Here is a 20,758-nt window from a genome sequence, read left to right as displayed (position 1 = left end):
CTGGCCGTCGACCCGATCCCGGAGGACCACGTGACCCGCACCGACCGTCAGCCCCGGATGGCGACCACTCGCCGGGTCCGTCGGCACCTGGCCGCCTTCGTGGCGGCCGCGCTGCTCACCGCCGGTTGCACGCTGCCGGCGTTCGCGCCGCGCACCGAGGTGGAGGGTGCCGCCGCGCCGACCGGGAGCGCCCCGACGTGGCGGCCCTGCCCGGAGGTGCCCGACGAGCTGGTCGGGCGTGGCGCACCGGACATGCGGTACGAGTGCGCGCGCATCGCGGTGCCCCGCGACTGGGGCACCGGGGCCGGAGCGAGCACCGGCCCGGGCGCCGGGGAGACGTTCGAGATCGCCCTGCTGCGCGCCCGGTCCACCAAGCAGCGCGACCGGGTCGGCTCGTTGGTGGTCAACCCGGGCGGTCCGGGCGGCTCCGGCGTCGACACCGCCGTCTACCTCTCCTTCGGCACCCAGTTCGGCGGGCTGCCCGCCTCGATCACCGAGCGCTTCGACATCGTCGGCTTCGACCCGCGTGGGGTCTCCCGGTCCAGCCCGGTGAAGTGCATCTCCGACGCCGACCTGGACGCCAGCTTCGGTTTCGACCCCGACCCGACGAGCCAGTCGGCGTTCGACGGCTTCGTCGGCCTGAGCCAGCGGATCGGGCGCGGCTGCGGCGACCGCTACGGCGACCAGTTGCCGCTGTACGGCACCGAGCAGGCCGCCCGCGACATGGACGCGGTACGCGCCGCGGTGGGCGACGACAAGCTCACCTACCTCGGCTACTCGTACGGCACCCTGCTCGGCGCCACGTACGCCCAGCTCTACCCGCAGCGGGTGCGGGCGCTGGTGCTCGACGGCGCTGTCGACCCGCAGCAGCGGCTGGTGGAGGGTTCGGAGAGCCAGGCCCGCGGCTTCGAGCGGGCCTTCACCAACTTCACCCGCTGGTGCGCGGCGAACGCCGGCCGCTGCCCGATCGCCCCGGACGCGCGCGCCGCTGTCACCTCGGCCATCGACAAGGCCAAGGTCTCCCCGGTACGCGGCGCCGACGGCCGGGAGGCCACCGCCGGCTGGGTGTTCTACGCGGTCATCTCGTCGCTCTACACCGAATCCGGCTGGCAGGAGCTGGCCCAGGCGATCGACCGGTTGGGCGAGGGTGACCCGAAGGACGTGTTCCGGCTCGCCGACGCGTACGCCGGCCGGGCCGACGACGGGCACTACTCGAACCTGTTCGACGCCAACTTGGCCATCAACTGCGCCGACGAGACAGAGAAGCCGAGCCGGGAGCAGATCCGGCAGTTGCAGTCGGAGTGGCGCGGCAAATACCCGCTGTTCGGGCCGGCGCTGGCGGTCGGCATGCTGAGCTGCGTGGAGTGGCCGGGCGGGCGTGACCCCTACCCGACCGGGAAAGCCAACGGCGCCCCGCCGATCGTGGTGGTCGGCACCACCGGCGACCCCGCAACGCCGTACGAGCAGACCCCCCGGCTCGCCTCGATGCTGGGCGTCGGCCGGGTGCTCACCTGGGAGGGTGAGGGGCACACCGCCTACCCGCAGACGTCCTGCATCACCGACGCGGTCGACGCGTACCTGATCGACCTGACCGTCCCCCGCGAGGGCCTGCGCTGCCCTGCCCGTTGACCGGCTGGACCGGCGGCAGCGGTGGCACCTCGATCCCCTGCCGGGCGGCCAACTCCTCCAGCAGCGCCCGCATCCGGCGCACGTCGGTCTTGAGCTGCTCCTGCTCCTCGTGCACGAACGCGTCGTCGTCGACGATGAGCCGGCTCGCGAAGTGCGCGGTGATCAGCGGGATGACCAGCAGCACCATGGTCGAGATGAGCAGCGCGGCGAGCGTACGACCGGCCCAGGTCGTCGGCGAGATGTCGCCGTACCCGACGGTCGAGGCGGTGACCACCGCCCACCAGACGGCGTCCGCCGGGCTGCGGTGCTCGACCTCGCCGTAGATGACCCCGGCCACGACGATCATCAGCAGGTACGAGGTGATCAGCGTGCGGGGTGAGTTCGCGAACCACACCAACGCCCGGTAGATCCACCGGAACGGCAGCAGCAAGACTTCCATGCCGCTCATGCTGCCCCGTGGTGGCAACCGCCGCCGACCCATCCGTCGACGTCGCTGTGCCAGGCTCATCGGCATGACCGACGTGACCTACCGGGAGGCGGTCCGGGCCGACCTGCCCGCCGTCATCGCCCTGCTCGCCGACGACGTCCTGGGCAAGGCCCGCGACTTCACCGAGGTCGACGAGGCGTACGAGAGGGCGTTCGCGGACATCAGCGCGGACCCGCGCAACCAGCTAATCGTGGCCGAGCAGGACGCCGAGCTGGTCGGCTGCCTGCAGATCACCTACATCCCGGGTCTCGGGCGGCACGGCAGCGAACGGTCGCTGATCGAGTCGGTCCGGGTCCGCTCCGACCGGCGCGGCCAGGGGTTGGGCCGAGAGCTGATGACCTGGGCGGTCGGCCAGGCCCGGCAGCGGGGTTGCGCGCTGGTGCAGCTCACCACCGACAAGACCCGCGAGGACGCGCACCGGTTCTATCTGAGCCTCGGTTTCGTGGCCAGCCACGAGGGCATGAAGCTCGCGCTCTGACCCGGCGTCGCGTTCACCCGGCGGGGCAGTGGGAGTCGCCCCGACCGGGTTACGTTCGCTGCCATGAGCAGGCCGACGATTCCCGGCGCCGCAGCATCGCGCCCGGCATGGTGGCGGACTGGCTCGGCGCTGTTGGCGGTCGGCGTCCTCCTGGTCGTCGTCGCGTTCTGGCTGCCCGCGTGGCACAGCGTCTACCTGGTTCGGACGGAGACCACTCCGGGTTCGACGATGCTCGTCTGGGCGCTACCGTTCGCGGTGATAGCCGCCGTGATCGCGGTGCTGTCGCTCGCCAACACCGGCCCGGCCCGCTGGGTCTGGCGGCAAGCCAGCCTGGGAATGCTCATCTCCAACGTGCTCGCCTGCGGCAGCCTCACCGGGGCGTACTGGTATTTCGAGGCCGAGGACCCCTACGTCGAGGACGAACTTCTGTCGACCGGGCCGGGCGTCGGTCTCGTCCTGGCCCTGCTGGGCTACCTGCTCATCCCGCTCGCCGGTGCCCTGCCCGACGGCCGCAAGGACGCCGACCGGCCCAAGCACGACCGGCCCGACCAGGCGGAGTAGGAGGACGGTTTGGTCCTACCGTCGCGGGGCAGCCGTTCGGCGGCGGTCAGCTGTCGACCAGGCGACCGTCGCGCAGCACGAGCACCCGGTCGGCGAGGTCGATCAGGGCCGGATCGTGCGTCGCCACCAGGGCCGTCATGCCACGGGCGTGCACCACCGCGCGCAGCAGGTCCATGATGGAGCGTCCGGTTTCCGAGTCGAGCTGACCGGTGGGTTCGTCGGCGATGAGCAGGTCCGGCTCGTTGGCCAGCGCGCGCGCCACCGCGACCCGCTGCTGCTGCCCACCGGAGAGCTCGTAGGGACGCTGCGCCGCGTGCCCACCCAGGCCGACCAGCTCCAGCAGCACCGCGACCCGCTGCTCCCGTTCCGCCGCCGGCACCTGCGCCAGCCGCAACGGCACTCCGACGTTCTCGGCGGCGGAGAGGATCGGCACCAGCCCGAAGGTCTGGAACACGAACCCGACGGTGCCCCGGCGCAGCCGCAACAGCTCCGCCTCTCCCGCCGAGGTGACCTCGTGCCCGGCCACCACCACCTGACCACTGTCCGGCCGGTCCAGCCCGCCGATCACGTTCAGCAGGGTGGTCTTACCGGCTCCGGACCGGCCCCGGATGGCGACCAGTTCGCCCCGGTTGGCCGTGAACGAGACGCCCTGCACGGCGTGGACGGCGTGCTCGCCCCGGCCGAAGGTCCGGCTGACGTCACTGACCCGGACCACCTCTGCGGGGTGCGCCGAGGACACACCGCCGAACCCGGCCGCGCCGGTCACCACCATGTCCTGCTGGCTCATGCCCGTGCCCCCCGCTCGTCCGAGGCCCGGTCACCGGGCCGTACCTGCACATGGTCCGGCTCCAGGTCGAGCCGGACCCGCTCCTTCAGCGCGAGCGCGTCGACGAACGCGGCCGGGAGCTGCATCCGGCCGTTCCGGTCCAGCACCGCGTACTCCTCGCTGACCAGCTCGGTGTTGCCGTCCGCGCCGACCCGAGCGGTGCGGCGTACCTCGGAGGCGGTCCGGCCGTCGCGGATCGCGACGGTCCGGCGGACCTGCGTGGCCACGGCGTGGTCGTGGGTGACGACCACGATGGTCACGCCCAGCTCGGCGTTGATGGTGCGCAGCGCCGCGAAGACCTCCGCGCCGGTCGCCTCGTCCAGTTCGCCGGTCGGCTCGTCGGCGAAGAGCACCTCCGGGTCGTTGGCCACGGCCACCGCGACCGCGCAACGCTGCTGCTCGCCGCCGCTGAGCTGCCCCGGCCGCCGGTCGGCGCAGTAGCCCACGCCGACCATGTCGAGCAGTTCCCGGGCTCGCTGCCGACGGGCCTTGCCGCTGAGTTTGCCGGCCAACTGCATCGGCAACTCGACGTTCTCCAGCGCGCTCAGATACGGCAGCAGGTTACGGCCGGTCTGTTGCCAGACGAACCCGACCAGCTCCCGCCGGTAGCTCAGCCGACGCTTCGCGGAGAGCGACAGCAGGTCGTAGTCGGCCACCCGGGCGATGCCGGCGGTCGGCGTGTCCAGGCCGGAGAGGATGTTGAGCAGGGTCGACTTGCCCGACCCGGAGGCGCCGACGATCGCGACCAGCTCACCCCGGTCGATGACCAGGTCGAGCCCCTGTAGGGCGACCACCTCCACCCCCTCGGTCTTGAAGATGCGCACCAGGCCGTCGCAGACGATGTGCCCGCGCAGGCGGTCCTGCCCGCCGGCCCGCTCGGCGGCGCGTTGCGCTGCCCGCTGTTGCAGGGCGGCCAGGTCCGGCACCAGTGGAGTCTGGGCGGTAGCGGTCATCTCAGCTCTCCTCTCCGAGCCGAAGCACCTCACCGAGGCGCAACCGGCGGTTGTTCAGGGCCTCGACGGCGACCGCGAAGCCGAGGGCGACCGCCCCGAGCGCGAGCACCGCGGCGACCAGGCTGGGCTCGAAAGCCACCTGGACCGGCACACCACTGGTGAACGCGGACAGGCCGAGCACCGGGTTGAGCAGCAGGGGCAGCACCGCACCGACCAGCGCACCGGTCAGCACCGACACCGCGACCAGCGGGGTCAACTCGACCAGCAGCAGCCCTCGCCACTGCCGGCGGGACAGGCCGAGGGTACGCAGCCGGGACAGCACCTGACCCCGGGCACGCGCCCCGGCCAGCACGGTGAACGCGATGGCCAGCAGCCCGAGCACGGTGCCGCCGACGGCGCCGGCCACGAACCCGAAGGCCAGCACCCCGTTCGCACCGCCGTCGCCGAGTTCCCGGCGGACGTCGGCGCGGGTGTCGACGGTGACCCCGAGTGGGCGGTCCCGACCGGTGACCGCTCCGTCGCGTTGGTAGCGTGCCTGCCCCTGGTCACCGGCGACGCGCAGCGCCTCGGCGTCCAGCGGGTCCCCGGCGACCAGCAGGCTGGTCGGCACGGGTGTGGTGGTGCGTTCCGGCAGCGCCTGCCAGGGCAGGATCACGAACCGGCTGGTGTTCGCCGACAACAGCGGGAAACCCTCCCGGGTGTCGGCCACCCGGAACTCGTACCGCTGGCCCTGCACCGAGATGAAGGCCGAGTCGTTCAGCCCGGCCTTGGCCAGGTCGGCGGCGACCGCCGGGGAGACGATCGCCGGCAGCGGACCCTCCCCCGGCCGGGCGGCGAGCAGCGCGGGCGGCACCGACAGGTCGACCTCGGATTCGCGGGCCACCGCATCCAGCCCCGAGCCGTCGACCAGGAGCACGTCCGTCGGCGCGACCCACGCGTCGGTGCCGATCTCGTCGACCGCCAGCCGCTCGTCCGCCTGGTACAGCATCCGCGTGACGGCTCGAACCCCCGGCAGACGACCCAACTCGTCGATGGTGTCGGGCGCGATCCGCTCCCCGCGGATCACCGCGTCGGCGGGCACGATCTGCTCGGCGGCCCGTTCCCGGCTCGCGTCGACGCCGGCGGCGACGACCGCGCAGAACGCCGCGGTGCCGATCGCCAGCACCACGACGACCAGCGGGGTTGCGACGGCGGAACGGCCGGCCCGCGCCGTGCCGAGGAAGGCCACGCTGCCCCGGGTCCGTGCGGCAAGCCGGCTGACCAGCAACAACGGCCAGGGGTACGCCCGCAGCGCGAGCACCGCCGCCGCGACCGCGAGCAGCACCGGCACCGACACGAGCAGCGGGTCCACCTCGCCGAGGGTGAGGCCACGTCGGCGCAGCAGCACCGCGGCGAGCCCGGCCAGCAGCAGCAGGGAGACCTCGACGGTGAGCCGGCGGGCCGAGGGGCGCACCCGGATCAGGTCACGGCGGGCTGCCGCACCGCCCGGTACGGCCAGCGTCGCCAACGGCAGCGCGAGCGTGACCAGGACGGTCGCCGCGATGACGTACGGCGTGGTCGGGTCCGGCTCGCCCGGGAACAGGGTGCCGAGCCACCAGCCCAGCGCGGCGGCGACCGGCACCACCAGCAGCGATTCGGCGAGGCTGCGCCGAGCACCGGCGGTGGCCGCGCCTCCACGGGCCCGCAGCAGCACGAACTCCGAGCGGCGCCGTCGGGTAGCGAGGCTGGCCGCGAGCACGATGAGCCCGGCCAGAGTGGCCAGTACCCCGGCGGCGATCACCGCGAGCAGGGTCCGGGCGGCATCGACCTGGGCGGCGAACGCGCGCAACGGGACGTCGACGCCCTGGGTCAACGTGAGGTCCTGGGGCCGGGTGCGCTGCATCGTCTGCAGACCGTCGATCATCTGGTCCAGCTCGCGTGCGTCGATCCGGTCGGCGCCCAGGCGGTATCGCCAGTTGTACTGGACCGGCCAGCCCGCCGCGACCCGCTTGTTGAGGGCCGACTGGGCGACCACGCCGACGATGACGAACGCCTGGGCGTCACCGGGCGGTTCGATGATCCGCAGCAGCTGTGGCAGCCCATCCCAGATGCCGTTTGCGGGGTCGACGGGGCGGAACAGCCCGGACACCACCATCGGGGCAGCGTCCGAGAGTTTGCCCTTGTCATCGGCGTTGCCGATGCGCAGTTGGCTGCCGGCGCGCAGGTTGAGCCTGCCGGCCACGTCGACGTCGAGCGCCACCTCGATCGGCCGCTCGGGAATGTAGGTCTCGCTCGGCCACGCCCCCTCGACGAGGGTGCCCGCGTCCTGGATGTCCGGCACAGCGCGTAGGCCCAGGTCGACCAGCAGGTTGCGAGCCGCGAGATCCGGGCCGACCACGCGGGCCGCCGGGGAGTCCACGTTGTACCACCGCTCGGTCACCGCCGACCGCACCTGCGGCGGCATCTCCGCGGCCAGGCGGTCGAACCGCTCGGCAGCGCCGCCCATGGCCGTGTTCCTGGAGGTCGCGGCCACCACCCCGGTGGTGTACGAGATGTCCCGGCGGGCGGCTGGCTCACTGCTCAGCTGCGCCCGCAGGCCCTGTTCGGCGAGCCGGTTGACCAACCGGGGCACCCCACTGATCAGCAGTGTGACCACCAGGGTCAGCACCGCCAGCAGCAGGAACTGCCCGCCGTACGCCCGGACCCGCCGGACGGCCGCGCCGACGCTCATCGTTCTCCCCCGATTCGCAGCTGCACCGCCGCCACCCGCTGACGGATGCCGGCGGCGATGAACGCGCTGAAGGCGAGCGCCGCCAGCAGCAGGCCGACCGCGGTCAGGCCGATCGGCACCCAGGGCAGCGCGAACGTCGCCGGAGGGATCGGCCGATCGGCGGCCGAGGTGAGGATGACCAGTGGCGCCATGGTGGCGCCGACTCCGGCACCGAGTAACAACCCGACCCCCACGCCGATGCCGGCGAGGAACGTCTGTTCGGCCAGCAACGCCCGGGCCAGCAGCCCAGGCGTGGCGCCGAGGGTGTGCAGCACCGCGAACTCGCCGAGCCGGTGTCGCGCGGTGGCCCACACGTCCACCATCAGGCCGACGAGGGCGAGCAGCACCGCGCCGAGCGCGGCGGCGAGCATTCCGGTACGCGAGCCCTGCCAGTACGGGTCGTCGGCGGCCGACTCGTACACCGCTTCCCGGTTGAGCACTGTGACGCCCGACAGTTCGCCGGCCGCCTGGGCGGCGGCCGTCGCGTCGTCGGCGCCGATCCACCACTCCGGTACGGGTCGCATCGTGCCATTGCCCCGGACCAGCGCGTCGACGGCCGCGGGCAGGTCCAGCAGCATGCCTTCCCCGGTGGTGGTCGGCACCGCACTCAGCTCGCCCACCAGTTGGACCGGCAGCGTCGTCCCGGAAAGCGTCAGGTCGACGGTGTCGCCGACGCGCAGGCTCAGCGCCTCACGGACCCCGGGGGTCATCAGGACCGCGATGGGCTCGCTCTCCCCGCCGGGCACGATCGTGAACCGGGTCGGCGGCTGGTACAGGAACTGCCCGCCAGGAATCACGTCCACCGGGTGCACCGCGGCGAACCCGGTGGGAGTGGTCCGCACCGGCGTGGGCTGCTGCTCGCGGGGGGCCGTCATCGTCCACCTACCGCTCAGACCGGCGGGCGCTGTGGTGCCGTCGGCGTTGACCACCGTCAGCCCGTCGATCTGGAGTCGGTAGGCGTTGCCGGCCGCCAACCCACCGTCAGCTTCGAATCCGGTCAGCCGCAGCCGTGCCCCGCGGGCGTCGGGCAGCTGCACGGTGAACCGGGTGGTCCGGCCGTCGCTGGCGGAGTTGGCCGCGGGCAGCCGCAGGGCGAGACCGTCGGAGCTGGTGACCAGCAGCGTCACCGCGACCTGAACCGGCCGGCTCGCGTTGCTCACCGGGGTACGGACCGTGCCGGTGATCGCGCGCGCGTCGGCGGGCAGCTCGACGCCTGCGAAGGCTCCCCGTGCCTTGACCATCCGCTCGAACTGTGTCGACGCGGTTCCGTCGCTCAGGCGGTCGGCGAGACGGACGACCCCGGCGGCGCTGGCCGCGTCGACACCGATCACGGTCGCCTGGAGGTCCTCCCGGCCGACCCGTATCTCGTCCCGCCACGCCGGGAGCACCCGCTTGACGCTCGGCAGAGCGGCGAGCTGGTCGCCCCGGGTCGGCGGAGCGGCGCCGGTCCGTTCGGTGACCCGCAGGTCGGCGCCGACCGTGTGTCCGGCCTGCTCGACCTGGGACCGCTCCCCGGTGCTGATCAGGGACCAGGCCAGGGTGCTGCCACCGACGGCGAGGGCCAGCAGGAGCACCGGGCCGGCGTGCGGACGCCGACCGGCCTGCCACATACCGAACATGGTGGCCGTCCAGGGCCGCCGGTCGACGAACCGCTCGGCGAACCGGGTGAGCGGCGGAAGCACCCGCAGCGCCAGCACGGCGCCGGCCAGCACGCCGAGCGTCGGGGCGGCGACCAGCAGTGGGTCGATCCCGAGTCGACCGCCGGAGCCGGCCAGCGGGGAGGCGTACCGGCGTAGCTGCACCCAGGCGAGCACGGCGAGCGCCACGAGGACCAGGTCGACGCTGGCACGTTGGATGCTCGCCGACCGGTCCGGCCGGGACCGGGCGGCCATGTCGGCCACGTACGTGCCGGCGTTGCGCAGCGTCGGGAGAACCATGGCGACGAGGCAACCGGCCGCGGTGGCCGCCGCGGCCGCCCAGATCAGTGTGGTGTTGCCACCGGCGGTGGAGAGGTCGGCCGACCCGCCGGGTCGGACGAACCGCAGCGCCTCGCCGGCGATCAGCGGACCGAGCACGGCGGCCGGGGCGACCACCAGGGTCGCCTCGCGAGCGGCCAGTCCAGCCAGTTGACGACGGGCGGCGCCGCGGGCTCGCAGCAGCGCGGTCTGCGGGCGGCGGTCCTCGTGCAGGAGCGCGGCGACCAGCACCAGCGCGTACCCACCGAGCACCAGGATCAGCAACAGCGGGGTGGCCAGCGAGGAACGACCCACCAGGTCGGCGCGGGCGATCCGGTCCAGCAGTGTCTCCATCTTGGTCACCGTCTGCCCGGAACTGCCGAGCTGAGCGGCCTCGGGCACGGCCGAGGTCGCCTCGGTGAGGGCTTTCCGCACGGCGGGCAGATCGGCGGTGTCGACGCCCGCGAGGTCCGGTTCGGCCAGCCACGACGCCGACACCGACCCCGGCGAGGTGGCGACGAAGTCGACCGGGTCGAGGGTGAACGGCCCGTACGAGGTGCCGGAACCGGCACTGCCCGCCCCCACCCCTGGGGCCAGCAGCCAGTACGCGTCGGTCGGGTCGCGGGGCCGCCAGGTGCCGGCGAGGACCAGCTCACCGCGTCGTTCGGTGGCCCGGTCACGCACCGGGATGCGTTCGCCGACGCTGAGGCCCAGCGTGCCGGCGACCCGCTCCGGCAGGCTCACCTGCACGGGGTTCGCACCCGGGCTGGGCCAGGCTCCGCTGGTCAGCTCCGCGTGGGCGGCGAGGTCGTCGAGCGTGGCCAGGTTCGCGAAGACCGGTTCGTCGTCCGGACGGGTGACCTGCCCGAGATCGCCGGTCAGCTCCCGGCCGGTGCCGTAGCGGGCGGCGGCGACGCTGACCGGGGCACCGGCGAGCCCGTTGGCGAACTCGGCTCGGACCGCCTGGTCCCGGGTGGCGAACTCGGCCGCGTCACGCCCACCTGAGCCATTGACCAACAGGCCGCGTTCCTCGGCCGGCGAGGCGGCGACCAGGGCACGCTGCCCGGCGTCCACCGCCCGGCGGTTGTAGTCGGACAGCCCGGTAACCAACGCGACGGCGACGAGGGCGGCGATCACCGCGGCAACCAGCAGCCCTCGCGCCTCGCGGGCCCGCCTCCACACCAGCTTCATCCGACGCCTCCCCTGGCCCCGGTGGGCCGACGACCATCAAGACAGGCCACCCCCCGGGAAAGGTTCGCGCCCGTTACATGATCGTTACTACGAGAGGGTCAGCTCACCCCGGCCCGTGCGCCTCGGACGGTCAGCTACCGCCCCCTGACGTTGCGGATGCCGAACGCCAACGCGCCGATCACGAGCACGACGCCGAGGAGTTGCAGACCGGGCGAGTCGTCAGCCTCCCCGTGCACGATGCCGGCGACACCGAGCGCGACGCCGAGAACGGCGACGACGGTCAGGACGTACCTCATGAGGTTTCCTCCTCAACCCACTCGAGCAGGTCTCCGGGCTGGCAGTCGAGCACCCGGCACATCGCTTCCAGGGTGCTGAAGCGGACGGCCTTGGCTCGGCCGTTCTTCAGCACCGCCACGTTGGCCGGAGTGAGCCCGACGCGTTCGGCGAACTCGCCGACGCTCATCTTGCGCTTGGCCAACTCGACGTCGATGCGGACGACGATGGGCATCAGATCACCGCTTCCATGTCGGTCCGCAGCGTGGTCGCCTGCCGCAGCAGCGCACGCATCACCACCATCAGGAGCCCCAGCACGGTGACGCCCACCGTCAGCAGGAACAGCAGCAGCGGCACGCCCGGGTCATCCGCGTTGAAGCCGACGTAGAGGAAGACGCCCACGAGCACAGCCCACCCGGCGCCGATGGCCCACACGATCGCGTCCACCCATTTCAGGGACGCTTCGGTGAAGATGCGGTCGTTCTTGACGAGGCTGAGCAACTGCCACGTCGCGACGATGACCACCTGCACGCACAGCACCCAGAACACCGTCACGATGGTCGCCGGCCATCGCAGGTAGGCGTCCTCCGGCGACTCCTGGGCCATGTACGCGAACTGCCCTGGCAGCGAGAGGGTCTGGAACACGACCAGCACCCCGAACAGCACCACGAGAAAGACTCTGAGAGCGGCTACCGCTCGATGCTCCGTAACCATGCATCGAGTTTCGCTCGTTACCTATCGAAAGTCAATCGGCGAACCGGGGCGCCGTCGGGGCGTTGGAGGGCGACTCACGCGGCAGCGGTCAGCTCGGCAAGGACCGTGTAGAGCCGGGCAGCCGCCGACTGGTCGAACTCCGGTCGCGTGAGAGGGACCGGCGCGCCGCGCCGCAGCGCCGTCAGCCGAGCGGCCGGCGGCTCGGCCAGCAGGGCCGCCAGGAGGGTGGCAGCGTCAGCGGTGGAGGATCCGAAGAGCGCGGCGGACGCCCCTACGAGGGCGCGCATCGGTTGGCGGAGTTGACGGTGCATACCGCTGTCGACGAACAGCGGGTTGTACAGCACGTATCGGATTGGGCTGTTCGGGTTGTGCGCGGCGAAGCCGGCGCCGAGGAGGTCGTTGGCGCGTGCGCCCTGCATCGTCGCCTTCAACATGGTGTATCCGCTGGCCAGCTGCAGATCGTCCCAGTGGATTCGGCCGGCCCGGATTCCGCCGGTGCCGCTGAGGTTGAGGATGACCGGTGTCTGAGCACGTTCCAATGCCGGGCGGAGCCGTTCGGCGAGCAGATAGCGACCGAGGACGTGGATCGCGAAGGTCTGCTCGAAGCCCTCATCGGTGACGATCCGCCGCTGGTCGAAACGCCCTGCCGCCAGTACCAACACGTCGATCTTGTCCGGTAACCGGTCTGCCAGTGCGGAGGTCTGCCGGACCGAGGTGAGGTCGGCGTCGGCACTGCCGATCGCGACCACCCGATCTCCGGCTCGCCGCAGTTTGTCGGCAAGGGCACCGCCGATGCCACGTGTCCCACCCGCAATCACCACTGTGCGCATACTTCATCGTTGGCTTCTGTCGGCCCACTCGAAAGAAGGCACATCGATGTCACCGGCATTGCAGCTACCCGTGACCCCGGCCGACCGCGCGGCGTGTCCGGCAACCGACGTGCTGCGTCGCGTAGGCGAGAAGTGGAGCGTTCTCGTTCTCGCGGTGCTCCGCGAACGCCCCCACGGCTTCAACGAACTCGACCGCACCATCCACGGTCTGAGCCGACGCATCCTCACCCGCACACTGCGCACCCTGGAGAGCGACGGGCTGATCAGCCGTCAACAGACACCGGAGCGTGTCGAATATGCGCTCACCGACCTGGGCCGCTCACTTCTGCCACTGGTCATCGCCGTCGGCGAATGGGCAGTCGCGCACGCCTCCGACATCGAGCAGGCACGCGCTCGGATGCATGGATGAGCCACGAGAACCGACGCAGAGAAGCTGCGTCGCACCTCGGTTTCGACCTCGCACTTCTCGCAGATCACCGGTGACCGGTACCGGTTGCCTACGTCCGTCGGTGGTAGCGGTTGCGGCGGGGGAGTTGGTCGGGGTCGAGCCAGGCCGGCGGTATGAATTCGGGGTGGTTGTCGTCGCCGAGCCGCACGGTCCAGTCGGTGTGGTGGAGGTGTCGGTGGTGGTGGCCGCAGAGTAGGACGGCGTTGTTGAGGTTGGTGGGGCCGCCGTCGGCCCAGTGGTGGATGTGGTGGGCGTCGCACCAGCGGGGTGGTCGGTCGCAGCCGGGGAAGGCGCAGCCGCCGTCACGCAGCACGAGGGCGCGGCGCAGCGGGCCGGTGACGAGTCGGCGCTGCCGGCCCACGTCGAGAACCTGACCGGTGCCGCCGAGCACGGCCGGCAGGATCGCGGCGTCGCAGGCGAGCCGGCGCACGGTTTCCGGGGTGAGGTGCAGGCCGGTGTCGAGCGCCCCGTCGCCCAGTTGCCGGGTCAGCCCGTTGTAGCTGGTGGTGACGACGACCTGGGCGGGGTCGCCGCCGCTGTCGGGCAGCTCACCGGTGCGCAGGGCGAGGCGGCACACGTCGGCGAGGGCGTCGTGGCGGCGCTGGCCGGCGCAGCGCTGGTCGTCGGGGCCGGCGGGTGCGCTGAGGGGGTCGATGGCGGCGCGCAGCAGCGCGGCGGCTTCCGCGTCGAGGGTGCCGGTGAGGCGCAGCCGACCGTCGGTTTGCTCGGAGACGGTGAGGTGCCGGTCGCGGGCTGCCCGGGCGGCCTCGGCGTCGAGTGCGGCGCGGGCGGCGGCGTCGGCGATGCCGGGTGCGACGTGGTCGAGGATGCGGGTGCCGAGTTTGCGCAGCAGCATGGGATCGAACTGCCCGGCCCAGTCGACCAGCACACCGACGGCCTTGTCGGCCACCTCCGGCCCAGCGACCGACTGCACGGTGGCGACGGTGTCGGCGATGACCCGCACCTGCTCCACGCTGACCGCCCCGGCCGCCAGCGCATCCCGCACGGCGGTCGGGGCTGCGTCGACGCAGGCCGCGAGATCGACCAACCGGCGGGCCGCCGGAATGGTCAACCGCAGTCGCTCACGCAACCAGACCGCGGTGCTGGACGCGCCCTGCGCGACCGCAGTGCCCCGACCGTCCACCTCACGCACCAACGCCAGCTTCACGGCGGCGAGACGCTGCTCCAGGCGATGTGCGGCGTCGAGCGCCGCGATCAGCTCGTGCTCGGTGAGAGGCCAGGCGGCCGCGTCGGCGCAGGTCGCCACCGCACTCTCCGCCCGCGCCAACTCATCGATCACACCCAAACTCTAGAACAGGTGTACGACAAGTTCCGGCCCCGCGAGAAGCGAGGCCCGGCCGGTCAGGCGTTGTCGTCGTCGGGGGTGCGCTTGGCGCGGCTGGGCTGCACGCGCTTGGGTTCGCCGGGCATCTTCGGGTGGTCCGGCGGGTACGGCAGGTCGCCCTGACCGGCGGCGGCGTCCCGGTCGGCCCACTCCAGCAGCGGGGTGATGTCCCACGGTGCGTCGTCGATGCCGGCGTGCGGGTCGCCGCGCTCAGCGAGCCGGGCCGGGACGGTGCGCAGGTCGAAGTCGTCCGGGTCGACGTCGGGCAGCTCGTCCCAGGTGACCGGGGTCGAGACGGTGGCCCGGGCGTTGGCCCGCAGCGAGTACGCGCAGGCGATCGTGCGGTCACGCGCCATCTGGTTGAAGTCGACGAAGACGCGGCTGCCGCGTTCCTCCTTCCACCACGCGGTGGTGACCAGGTCGGGGTGGCGGCGTTCCACCTCCCGGGCGAGCGCGATGGTGGCCCGGCGCACCTCGGTGAACGTCCAACGGGGCTGGATTCGCAGGTAGACGTGCACACCTCGGCCGCCGGAGGTCTTCGGCCAACCGGCCACGCCCAGCTCGTCGAGGAGCGCACGAACCTCCCCGGCGGCCCGGGCCGCGTCGGCGAAGTCGGTGCCGGGCTGTGGGTCCAGGTCGATGCGCAGCTCGTCGGGCCGGTCGGCGTCGGCGGCGCGGACGGGCCAGGGGTGGAACACGATGGTGCCCATCTGCGCCGCCCAGGCCACGTGTGCGAGGTCGACCGGGCACAGCTCCGCCGCGCTCCGACCGCTGGGGAAGGTGATCTGCGCGGTCGTCACCCAGGGCGGCACCCCTCGGGTGGGCACCCGCTTCTGGAAGAACGCCTCACCCTCGACGCCCTCGGGGAAGCGTTGCAGCGTTGTGGGCCGGTCCCGCAGGGCGCGCATGATCCCGTCGCCGACGGCGAGGTAGTAGTGGAAGACGTCCGCCTTGGTGAACCCCCGCTGGGGGAAGATCACCCGGTCCGGACTGCTCAGCCGTACGCTGTGCCCGGCCACCTCGACCTCGGTGACCGCTGCCTTGGTGCCAGCCATCCCGCGACCTTATGCCACGACCCCGACCTTCGACGTACCGTTGACGGGTGAGTCTTGACGACAATGAGCTGCCCCGCACCGACGACGAGTGGCGGGTCCGACTGACCCCCGAGGAGTTCCACGTCCTACGGGAGGCCGGCACCGAGCGACCGTGGACCGGCGAGTACGTGGACACAAAGACCCAGGGCGTCTACCACTGCCGCGCCTGCGGGTTGGAGCTGTTCTCCAGTGACACGAAGTTCGACTCGCACTGCGGCTGGCCGAGCTTCGACGACGCCATTCCGGGCCGGGTGAAGGAAATCGAGGACCGCACCCTCGGCATGGCGCGTACGGAGATCCGCTGCGCCCGCTGCGACAGTCACCTCGGGCACGTCTTCCACGGCGAGGGCTTCACCCCGAAGGACACCCGGCACTGCGTCAACTCGGTCTCCATCAAGCTGGAACCCCGCTGACCAGGGCACCCCGGGCATAACCACGCCCGGGGCGTGACCATGCTCAGGGCGCGATCACGCTCAGGGCGCGATCACGCTCAGGGCGTACCCCTCAACAGCTCGACCTCGGCGGTCCGGGACTGCTCGATGCGCCGGGCCAGGTCGCGGACCCGCTCGTTGCGGCCTACGTCGACCTGGGCCCGGGCCAGGTCGGCGGCCGACCGCTGGTGGTCGGCGAGCACCTCGCGCAGCACCCGGTCGACGTCCGCGCCCGGCGCGGTCCGCAGCCGGTCGAGCGCGGCGTCGTCGCCGTGCCCTTCGTGGTGGTGGGCGGCCGCGCTGGCGCCGGGCCCGGTAGTGGGCAACCAGCCACGCATCGCGGCCAGCTCGTCGGCTTCGGTCGCCTCGATGGCGGCGGCCAGGGTGCGCAGCGCGTCGTCGCGCAGCCGGTCGGAAGCCAACCGGACGATCTGCAGGGTGCGTTCGCTGTGCCCGACCATCGTGCTGAGGAACACCACGTCGATCCCGCTCATCGTGGCGGCGTCGATCGTGTCCCCGGCCGGGGCGGCACCGGCGCCTGAGGCTCCGGCGCCCGGGGAACCGGCATCCGCGGACCCGGCCGCCGCCGACCCGGCCGGGGACGCGGGCGCCGGTTGCGGCCGGGCTGACGGGTTCGACGTGGGCGACCCGGCGCAGCCGCCGGCGAGCAGCAGAGCGGCGATCACTGACGCCAGACGGGTACGGCGAGGCATGCCGGGTGCTCCGTTCACGCGAGGGCGGCGAACACGGGTGCGGCCATGGGCCGCACCCGTGCGGTCAGACCTGGAGCCAGAGCGCCGGTACGTTCGGCGGCTCCCAGCCGGGAATCGCGGTGTGCGCCTGCCGGCAGCGGTAGGTGGCTCCGCCGTAGGTGACCTGGTCGCCGACCTGGTACGCCCGACCCGTCGTCCAACTGCCGCCCGGCGCGGGCGGAGTGGTCGGCGTGGCGGTCGGCGTGGGCCGTGGGGTGGGTGAAGGGGTGGGGGTGGGGGTCGGGGTCGGGTTCGACCCGCCGCCGCCGATCTGCACGTCGATGCAGGAGTAGAAGGCGTTCGCCGTGTCGGAGATGTTCCACACCGCGAGGATCTTCTGCCGGCCGGAGAAGCCGCCGAGGTTGACGTTGTGCGAGACGGTGGCGCCCGGCTGCTGGTTGTTGCCGTTGACCACGCCGACACGGGTGTTGCCGATCCAGTACTCCCAGTTGTTGGTGGCGTGCCGGGCGGTGTTCACCCAGGTGAAGGTCAGCGAGCTGCCCACCGAGGTGGCCGGCCAGCCCCGGCTGTCGTCGTTGAGGACGGCGAACTGGGCGATTCCGGCGTTGCAGCTGCGCAGGCCCTTGGGGCCCTCGACGCTCTGCGGCTCGTACTTGATCTGCCCGCAGTCGGGCACCCGGCCCTGCGCGCAGAGCGCCTGCCGGCTGGGCGGGGCGGAGACGTAGCCGTGCGCCTGCGCGGGGGCGGCGACGGTGAGGGTGGCGGCGACAGCACCCGCCGCCACCAGCGGAATGGTCATTCTTCGACGCATCGGGGCAGCTCCTTCTCCAGGTACGGTGGGTGCCCCTCAAGGTAATTTAAACTTTGTTAACAGTAAAGACTCCCATCGATAAATCCATCGATGGTGGCGAGTTTTCCCTCAGATCCGGAGCAGGCTCCCCCGGTCGTCGACCTGGTCGGCTGACTCGTCGTCCAGCCAGACGCCGCCGGTGGCGAGGTAGCGGAACCGGTATTCACCCGGGGGAAGCTTCACGGTCACCGTCCGGGTGCCGTCGCGGCGGGTCACCATCTCGTGCCGGCCCGGCTCCCACCCGTTGAAGGAGCCGACCACGCTCACCGGGCCGGGCGGGGCGTCCCGGGGGAGGCAGAAGGTGACCCGGGTCTGGTTGCCGAAGAGCTTGTTGCGCTTGATCACTGTGATCCTCCGGGGTTGCGGCGGTTCACCCCACACAACGGACAACACGCCGACGCCGACACGCCGCCACAACTCCTGCACCTCGACATTTCGCCTCGCGAGCCGCCTAGCCGAGAGCAGTCTGTAGATACATGTCATGATATGGGAGGTTTCAGTGGCAACGTGTGAGGTCTGCGGCAACGACTACTGGATGGCGTTCGAGGTGCGCACCGTCAGCGGTGACGTGCACACGTTCGACTCGTTCGAGTGCGCGATCCACCGGTTGGCGCCGATCTGCGAACACTGTCAGATCAAGATCGTCGGGCACGGCGTCGAGGTCAACGGCCGCTTCTTCTGCTGCGGGCACTGCGCCCGTGCCGTCGAGGGCGACGTGGGCGCGGAGATCCGCGACGCCGTCGGCGCACGCCCGGCCTGACCGCGCCTGCGGTACGGTCGTCCCCATGCGGCCACTGCTGGGCGTCCTGCCCCCGCCGCGCTCCTGAGCGGAGCGCCGCGCCTCTCGCCGATCGGGTGACCTGACCCGACCCGGCTCGCCGCCGTACGCGCTCCGTCGACGTCGTCCCCGTCAACGGCTCATCCTTCGGAGCGCATCCGTGTCCGTTTCCCGTACGGTGCAACCGGCTGCCTCGGCGCCGGCCGTCGACCAGGCCCGCACCGGCCTGATCCAGATCACCGTCACCGGCGTGCTGTGGGGCACCACCGGTGTGGCGGTGCAACTCCTGCACGACAGCACCGGGCTCAGCCCGGTGAGCATCGGCTTCCACCGCCTCGCGATCGCCGCGCTCGTCCTACTGGCGTGCACCGCCGGTCGGCTCGGCGCGATCCTGGCCACCCTGCGCGCGGCACCCGTACCCCTGCTGCTCACCGGCGTCGGCCTCGGCCTCTACCAGGCGCTCTACTTCGCGGCCGTGGCCTGGGCCGGCGTCAGCGTGGCCACCGTCGTCAGCCTGGGCCTGGCCCCGGTGCTCGCCGCGGCCTGGGAGTCGGCGCGCGCCCGACGGATCCCCGGCCCGCTGCGTCTCGCCACGCTGGTCGCGGCCGTGGTCGGTCTCGCCCTGATCACCGGGGCGACGGCGGACCCGACCGCCGCGGCGCCCGCGCCGCTGCTCGGCCTGCTCGCGGCTGCCGGCTCCGGCCTCGGGTACGCGGTGACGACCCTGATCAGCCGACAGGTGTCGCAGCGCGTCGCACCGATGACGCTGACCACCATCTCCACAGTTGTCGGAGCGCTGACTCTGGCGCCGTTCGCCGTGGTCGCCGGGGTGAGCGTGCCGGTACGCCCCGACACGGTGGCACTGCTGCTGCACCTCGGCGTGATCACCACCGCGGTGGCGTACGCGCTGTTCTACGCCGGGCTGCGCACCACCCCGGGCAGCGTCGCCGCCGTGCTGACCCTGCTCGAACCGCTCACCGCCGCGGCGCTGGCGGTGGCGCTGCTGCACGAGCCGCTTCCGCTGCCGGTCGTCGCCGGTGGCGTCCTGCTGCTCACCGCCGTGGCCGCCACCTACCTGGCACCTCGACGGGGCACCAGGTGAGGCGGCCTACCATCGTCGGATGCCCTCGCAGACCACCGAGATCCGGACGGCCTCCTTCGCCGACCTGAACACCCGCACCTTCCACGACCTGCTCAAGCTGCGCATCGACGTGTTCGTGGTGGAGCAGAACTGCCCGTACCCGGAACTCGACGGGCGAGACGTCGAGCCGGGCACGCGGCATCTCTGGCTGACCGACGGCGGCGCGCCGCTGGCGTACCTGCGGATCCTGGCCGACCCGGACGGCACCGCCCGGATCGGTCGGGTGGTGGTGGCACCGGCGGCGCGAGGCGGCGGGCAGGCCGGCCGACTGATGACCGCGGCGCTGGAGGTGGTGGGCAACCGGCCCTGCGTGCTGGACGCCCAGTCGCACCTGGTCGCCTTCTACACCCGGCACGGCTTCGCGGTCAGCGGCCCGGATTACGTCGAGGACGGCATCCCGCACACGCCGATGCGACGCGATGCCATTGACGTCTGACGATCGAGCTGGCATGGTGCCGGGTAGAGCCATCGCAGGAGCCAGCGAGTAGGCGCGGGAGTGGGCAACTCCCGTCGGTCCGGGTGTCGTCGTCCGACCTCATCCCCCCGGGGGCTCCATGTCCACTCTCATCCGATCACGACGCGTGTTCTGGTTGTTCGCCATCGCGACAGCCGCCGCGCTCCTGTTGACCACCGCGCTGACCACCATCCAGGCCAGGCCCGCCTCCGCGCACGGCTCGGTCGTCGACCCGGCCTCGCGCAACTACAGCTGCTGGCAGCGCTGGGGTGACGACTTCCAGAACCCTCGCATGGCCACCGAGGACCCGATGTGCTGGCAGGCCTGGCAGGCCGATCCGGCCGCCATGTGGAACTGGAACGGCCTGTTCCGTGAGGGCGTGGGCGGCAACCACCAGGGTGCCGTTCCCAACGGCCAGCTGTGCAGCGGCGGGCGCACCCAGAGCCCTCGTTACAACTCGCTGGACACCATCGGCGCCTGGAAGACCACCTCGGTGTCGAACAACTTCCGGCTCCGCTTCTTCGACCAGGCCAGTCACGGCGCCGACTACATCCGGGTGTACGTGACCAAGCAGGGCTTCAACGCGCTCACCGAGCCGCTCGGCTGGGACGACCTGGAGTTGGCCGGCCAGATCGGCAACACCCCGGCGTCGCAGTGGAACCCGGACACCGGTGGCGTCTCCATCCAGATCCCGGTCAACGCGTCGGGACGCACCGGGCGGCACATCGTCTACACCGTCTGGCAGGCCAGCCACCTGGACCAGTCGTACTACCTGTGCAGCGACGTCGACTTCGGCGGTGGGTCGACCACCCCGCCACCGACCACTCCCCCGCCGACGACCCCGCCGCCCACCACTCC

General features: G+C 72.1%; 23 protein-coding genes. 9 read left to right on the top strand and 14 right to left on the bottom strand.

Annotated features, from left to right (window positions below):
- The first annotated feature begins 57 nt into the window (after nucleotides 1-57).
- Nucleotides 58-1,629 (top strand): alpha/beta hydrolase, encoded by a 1,572-nt coding sequence (locus KBX46_RS24570; protein ID WP_210794302.1) that lies wholly within the window; start codon nucleotides 58-60, stop codon nucleotides 1,627-1,629.
- On the opposite strand, the gene KBX46_RS24565 is transcribed toward KBX46_RS24570, so the two are convergent.
- Nucleotides 1,556-2,068, bottom strand: a complete 513-nt coding sequence (locus KBX46_RS24565; protein WP_210794233.1) for a potassium channel family protein — start codon at nucleotides 2,066-2,068, stop codon at nucleotides 1,556-1,558. The two genes, KBX46_RS24570 and KBX46_RS24565, sit on opposite strands and share 74 nt — an antisense overlap.
- A 73-nt stretch (nucleotides 2,069-2,141) precedes the next feature.
- Between KBX46_RS24565 and KBX46_RS24560 the strand changes: the two genes are divergently transcribed.
- Nucleotides 2,142-2,594 (top strand): GNAT family N-acetyltransferase, encoded by a 453-nt coding sequence (locus KBX46_RS24560; protein ID WP_210794232.1) that lies wholly within the window; start codon nucleotides 2,142-2,144, stop codon nucleotides 2,592-2,594.
- Between the two features lie 63 nt (nucleotides 2,595-2,657).
- The gene (locus KBX46_RS24555; protein WP_210794231.1) at nucleotides 2,658-3,155 is read left to right on the top strand and encodes a hypothetical protein; all 498 of its coding nucleotides are present in this window, start codon (nucleotides 2,658-2,660) and stop codon (nucleotides 3,153-3,155) included.
- A 46-nt stretch (nucleotides 3,156-3,201) separates the two neighbouring features.
- Here the strand turns inward: KBX46_RS24555 and KBX46_RS24550 are convergent, their stop codons facing one another.
- The 8 genes from KBX46_RS24550 to KBX46_RS24515 all read right to left on the bottom strand — a co-directional run bounded on the left by KBX46_RS24550 (nucleotide 3,202) and on the right by KBX46_RS24515 (nucleotide 12,646).
- Nucleotides 3,202-3,927 carry an ABC transporter ATP-binding protein gene (locus tag KBX46_RS24550; RefSeq protein ID WP_210794301.1) on the bottom strand — a complete coding sequence of 242 codons (726 nt, stop codon included), beginning with the start codon at nucleotides 3,925-3,927 and terminating at the stop codon, nucleotides 3,202-3,204.
- Between the two features lie 11 nt (nucleotides 3,928-3,938).
- Complete coding sequence (locus KBX46_RS24545) at nucleotides 3,939-4,934, bottom strand: ABC transporter ATP-binding protein (protein WP_088946851.1); 996 nt, start codon at nucleotides 4,932-4,934, stop codon at nucleotides 3,939-3,941.
- A 1-nt stretch (nucleotide 4,935) separates the two neighbouring features.
- Nucleotides 4,936-7,644, bottom strand: a complete 2,709-nt coding sequence (locus tag KBX46_RS24540) for an FtsX-like permease family protein (protein ID WP_210794230.1) — start codon at nucleotides 7,642-7,644, stop codon at nucleotides 4,936-4,938.
- On the bottom strand, nucleotides 7,641-10,829 hold the full coding sequence (locus tag KBX46_RS24535; RefSeq protein ID WP_210794229.1) for an ABC transporter permease: 3,189 nt from the start codon (nucleotides 10,827-10,829) through the stop codon (nucleotides 7,641-7,643). The genes KBX46_RS24540 and KBX46_RS24535 overlap by 4 nt, the downstream gene beginning before the upstream one ends.
- 134 nt (nucleotides 10,830-10,963) lie before the next feature.
- Nucleotides 10,964-11,125 (bottom strand): hypothetical protein, encoded by a 162-nt coding sequence (locus KBX46_RS24530; RefSeq protein WP_210794228.1) that lies wholly within the window; start codon nucleotides 11,123-11,125, stop codon nucleotides 10,964-10,966.
- A complete protein-coding gene (locus tag KBX46_RS24525; protein ID WP_088946848.1) occupies nucleotides 11,122-11,337 on the bottom strand; it encodes a helix-turn-helix transcriptional regulator in 216 nt (71 codons plus the stop codon). The genes KBX46_RS24530 and KBX46_RS24525 overlap by 4 nt, the downstream gene beginning before the upstream one ends.
- Complete coding sequence (locus KBX46_RS24520) at nucleotides 11,337-11,771, bottom strand: DUF2975 domain-containing protein (RefSeq protein WP_231927257.1); 435 nt, start codon at nucleotides 11,769-11,771, stop codon at nucleotides 11,337-11,339. Before KBX46_RS24520 ends, KBX46_RS24525 begins: the two co-directional genes overlap by 1 nt.
- 119 nt (nucleotides 11,772-11,890) lie before the next feature.
- On the bottom strand, nucleotides 11,891-12,646 hold the full coding sequence (locus tag KBX46_RS24515; RefSeq protein WP_210794227.1) for a hypothetical protein: 756 nt from the start codon (nucleotides 12,644-12,646) through the stop codon (nucleotides 11,891-11,893).
- 70 nt (nucleotides 12,647-12,716) lie between these two features.
- On the opposite strand from KBX46_RS24515, the gene KBX46_RS24510 reads away from it, so the two are divergent.
- A complete protein-coding gene (locus tag KBX46_RS24510) occupies nucleotides 12,717-13,055 on the top strand; it encodes a helix-turn-helix domain-containing protein (protein WP_307871521.1) in 339 nt (112 codons plus the stop codon).
- An 88-nt stretch (nucleotides 13,056-13,143) separates the two neighbouring features.
- On the opposite strand, the gene KBX46_RS24505 is transcribed toward KBX46_RS24510, so the two are convergent.
- Together KBX46_RS24505 and ligD are read right to left on the bottom strand one after the other, a co-directional pair.
- The gene (locus KBX46_RS24505; protein ID WP_210794226.1) at nucleotides 13,144-14,394 is read right to left on the bottom strand and encodes an HNH endonuclease signature motif containing protein; all 1,251 of its coding nucleotides are present in this window, start codon (nucleotides 14,392-14,394) and stop codon (nucleotides 13,144-13,146) included.
- A gap of 62 nt (nucleotides 14,395-14,456) precedes the next feature.
- Nucleotides 14,457-15,494, bottom strand: coding sequence for a non-homologous end-joining DNA ligase (gene ligD / locus KBX46_RS24500; protein ID WP_210794225.1), 1,038 nt, complete (start codon nucleotides 15,492-15,494; stop codon nucleotides 14,457-14,459).
- A 47-nt stretch (nucleotides 15,495-15,541) separates the two neighbouring features.
- Here ligD and msrB point away from each other — a divergent pair, with 47 nt between their 5' ends.
- Nucleotides 15,542-15,946, top strand: a complete 405-nt coding sequence (gene msrB, locus KBX46_RS24495) for a peptide-methionine (R)-S-oxide reductase MsrB (RefSeq protein ID WP_088946842.1) — start codon at nucleotides 15,542-15,544, stop codon at nucleotides 15,944-15,946.
- A 77-nt stretch (nucleotides 15,947-16,023) separates the two neighbouring features.
- Here msrB and KBX46_RS24490 read toward each other — a convergent pair whose 3' ends face one another.
- The 3 genes from KBX46_RS24490 to KBX46_RS24480 form a co-directional block, all read right to left on the bottom strand.
- Complete coding sequence (locus KBX46_RS24490; RefSeq protein ID WP_210794224.1) at nucleotides 16,024-16,677, bottom strand: DUF305 domain-containing protein; 654 nt, start codon at nucleotides 16,675-16,677, stop codon at nucleotides 16,024-16,026.
- Between the two features lie 64 nt (nucleotides 16,678-16,741).
- The gene (locus KBX46_RS24485; protein ID WP_210794223.1) at nucleotides 16,742-17,488 is read right to left on the bottom strand and encodes a lytic polysaccharide monooxygenase; all 747 of its coding nucleotides are present in this window, start codon (nucleotides 17,486-17,488) and stop codon (nucleotides 16,742-16,744) included.
- A gap of 108 nt (nucleotides 17,489-17,596) precedes the next feature.
- A complete protein-coding gene (locus KBX46_RS24480) occupies nucleotides 17,597-17,872 on the bottom strand; it encodes an isoamylase early set domain-containing protein (protein WP_088946839.1) in 276 nt (91 codons plus the stop codon).
- A gap of 154 nt (nucleotides 17,873-18,026) precedes the next feature.
- On the opposite strand from KBX46_RS24480, the gene KBX46_RS24475 reads away from it, so the two are divergent.
- From KBX46_RS24475 to KBX46_RS24460, 4 genes are all read left to right on the top strand, one after another.
- Nucleotides 18,027-18,287: a Prokaryotic metallothionein gene (locus KBX46_RS24475; RefSeq protein ID WP_099851461.1), complete on the top strand. Its 261-nt coding sequence runs from the start codon at nucleotides 18,027-18,029 to the stop codon at nucleotides 18,285-18,287.
- Nucleotides 18,288-18,465: 178 nt separating this feature from the next.
- Nucleotides 18,466-19,407 carry a DMT family transporter gene (locus KBX46_RS24470; RefSeq protein WP_308159681.1) on the top strand — a complete coding sequence of 314 codons (942 nt, stop codon included), beginning with the start codon at nucleotides 18,466-18,468 and terminating at the stop codon, nucleotides 19,405-19,407.
- A gap of 19 nt (nucleotides 19,408-19,426) precedes the next feature.
- Nucleotides 19,427-19,882, top strand: coding sequence for a GNAT family N-acetyltransferase (locus tag KBX46_RS24465; protein WP_210794222.1), 456 nt, complete (start codon nucleotides 19,427-19,429; stop codon nucleotides 19,880-19,882).
- Between the two features lie 118 nt (nucleotides 19,883-20,000).
- A partial coding sequence (locus KBX46_RS24460; RefSeq protein ID WP_210794221.1) for a lytic polysaccharide monooxygenase occupies nucleotides 20,001-20,758 on the top strand: 758 nt, incomplete at its 3' end.

The sequence above is a fragment of the Micromonospora sp. C81 genome (assembly GCF_018070425.1).
Classification (GTDB): Bacteria; Actinomycetota; Actinomycetes; order Mycobacteriales; family Micromonosporaceae; genus Micromonospora; species Micromonospora zamorensis.
This window is presented reverse-complemented; position numbering and strand designations above follow the sequence as displayed.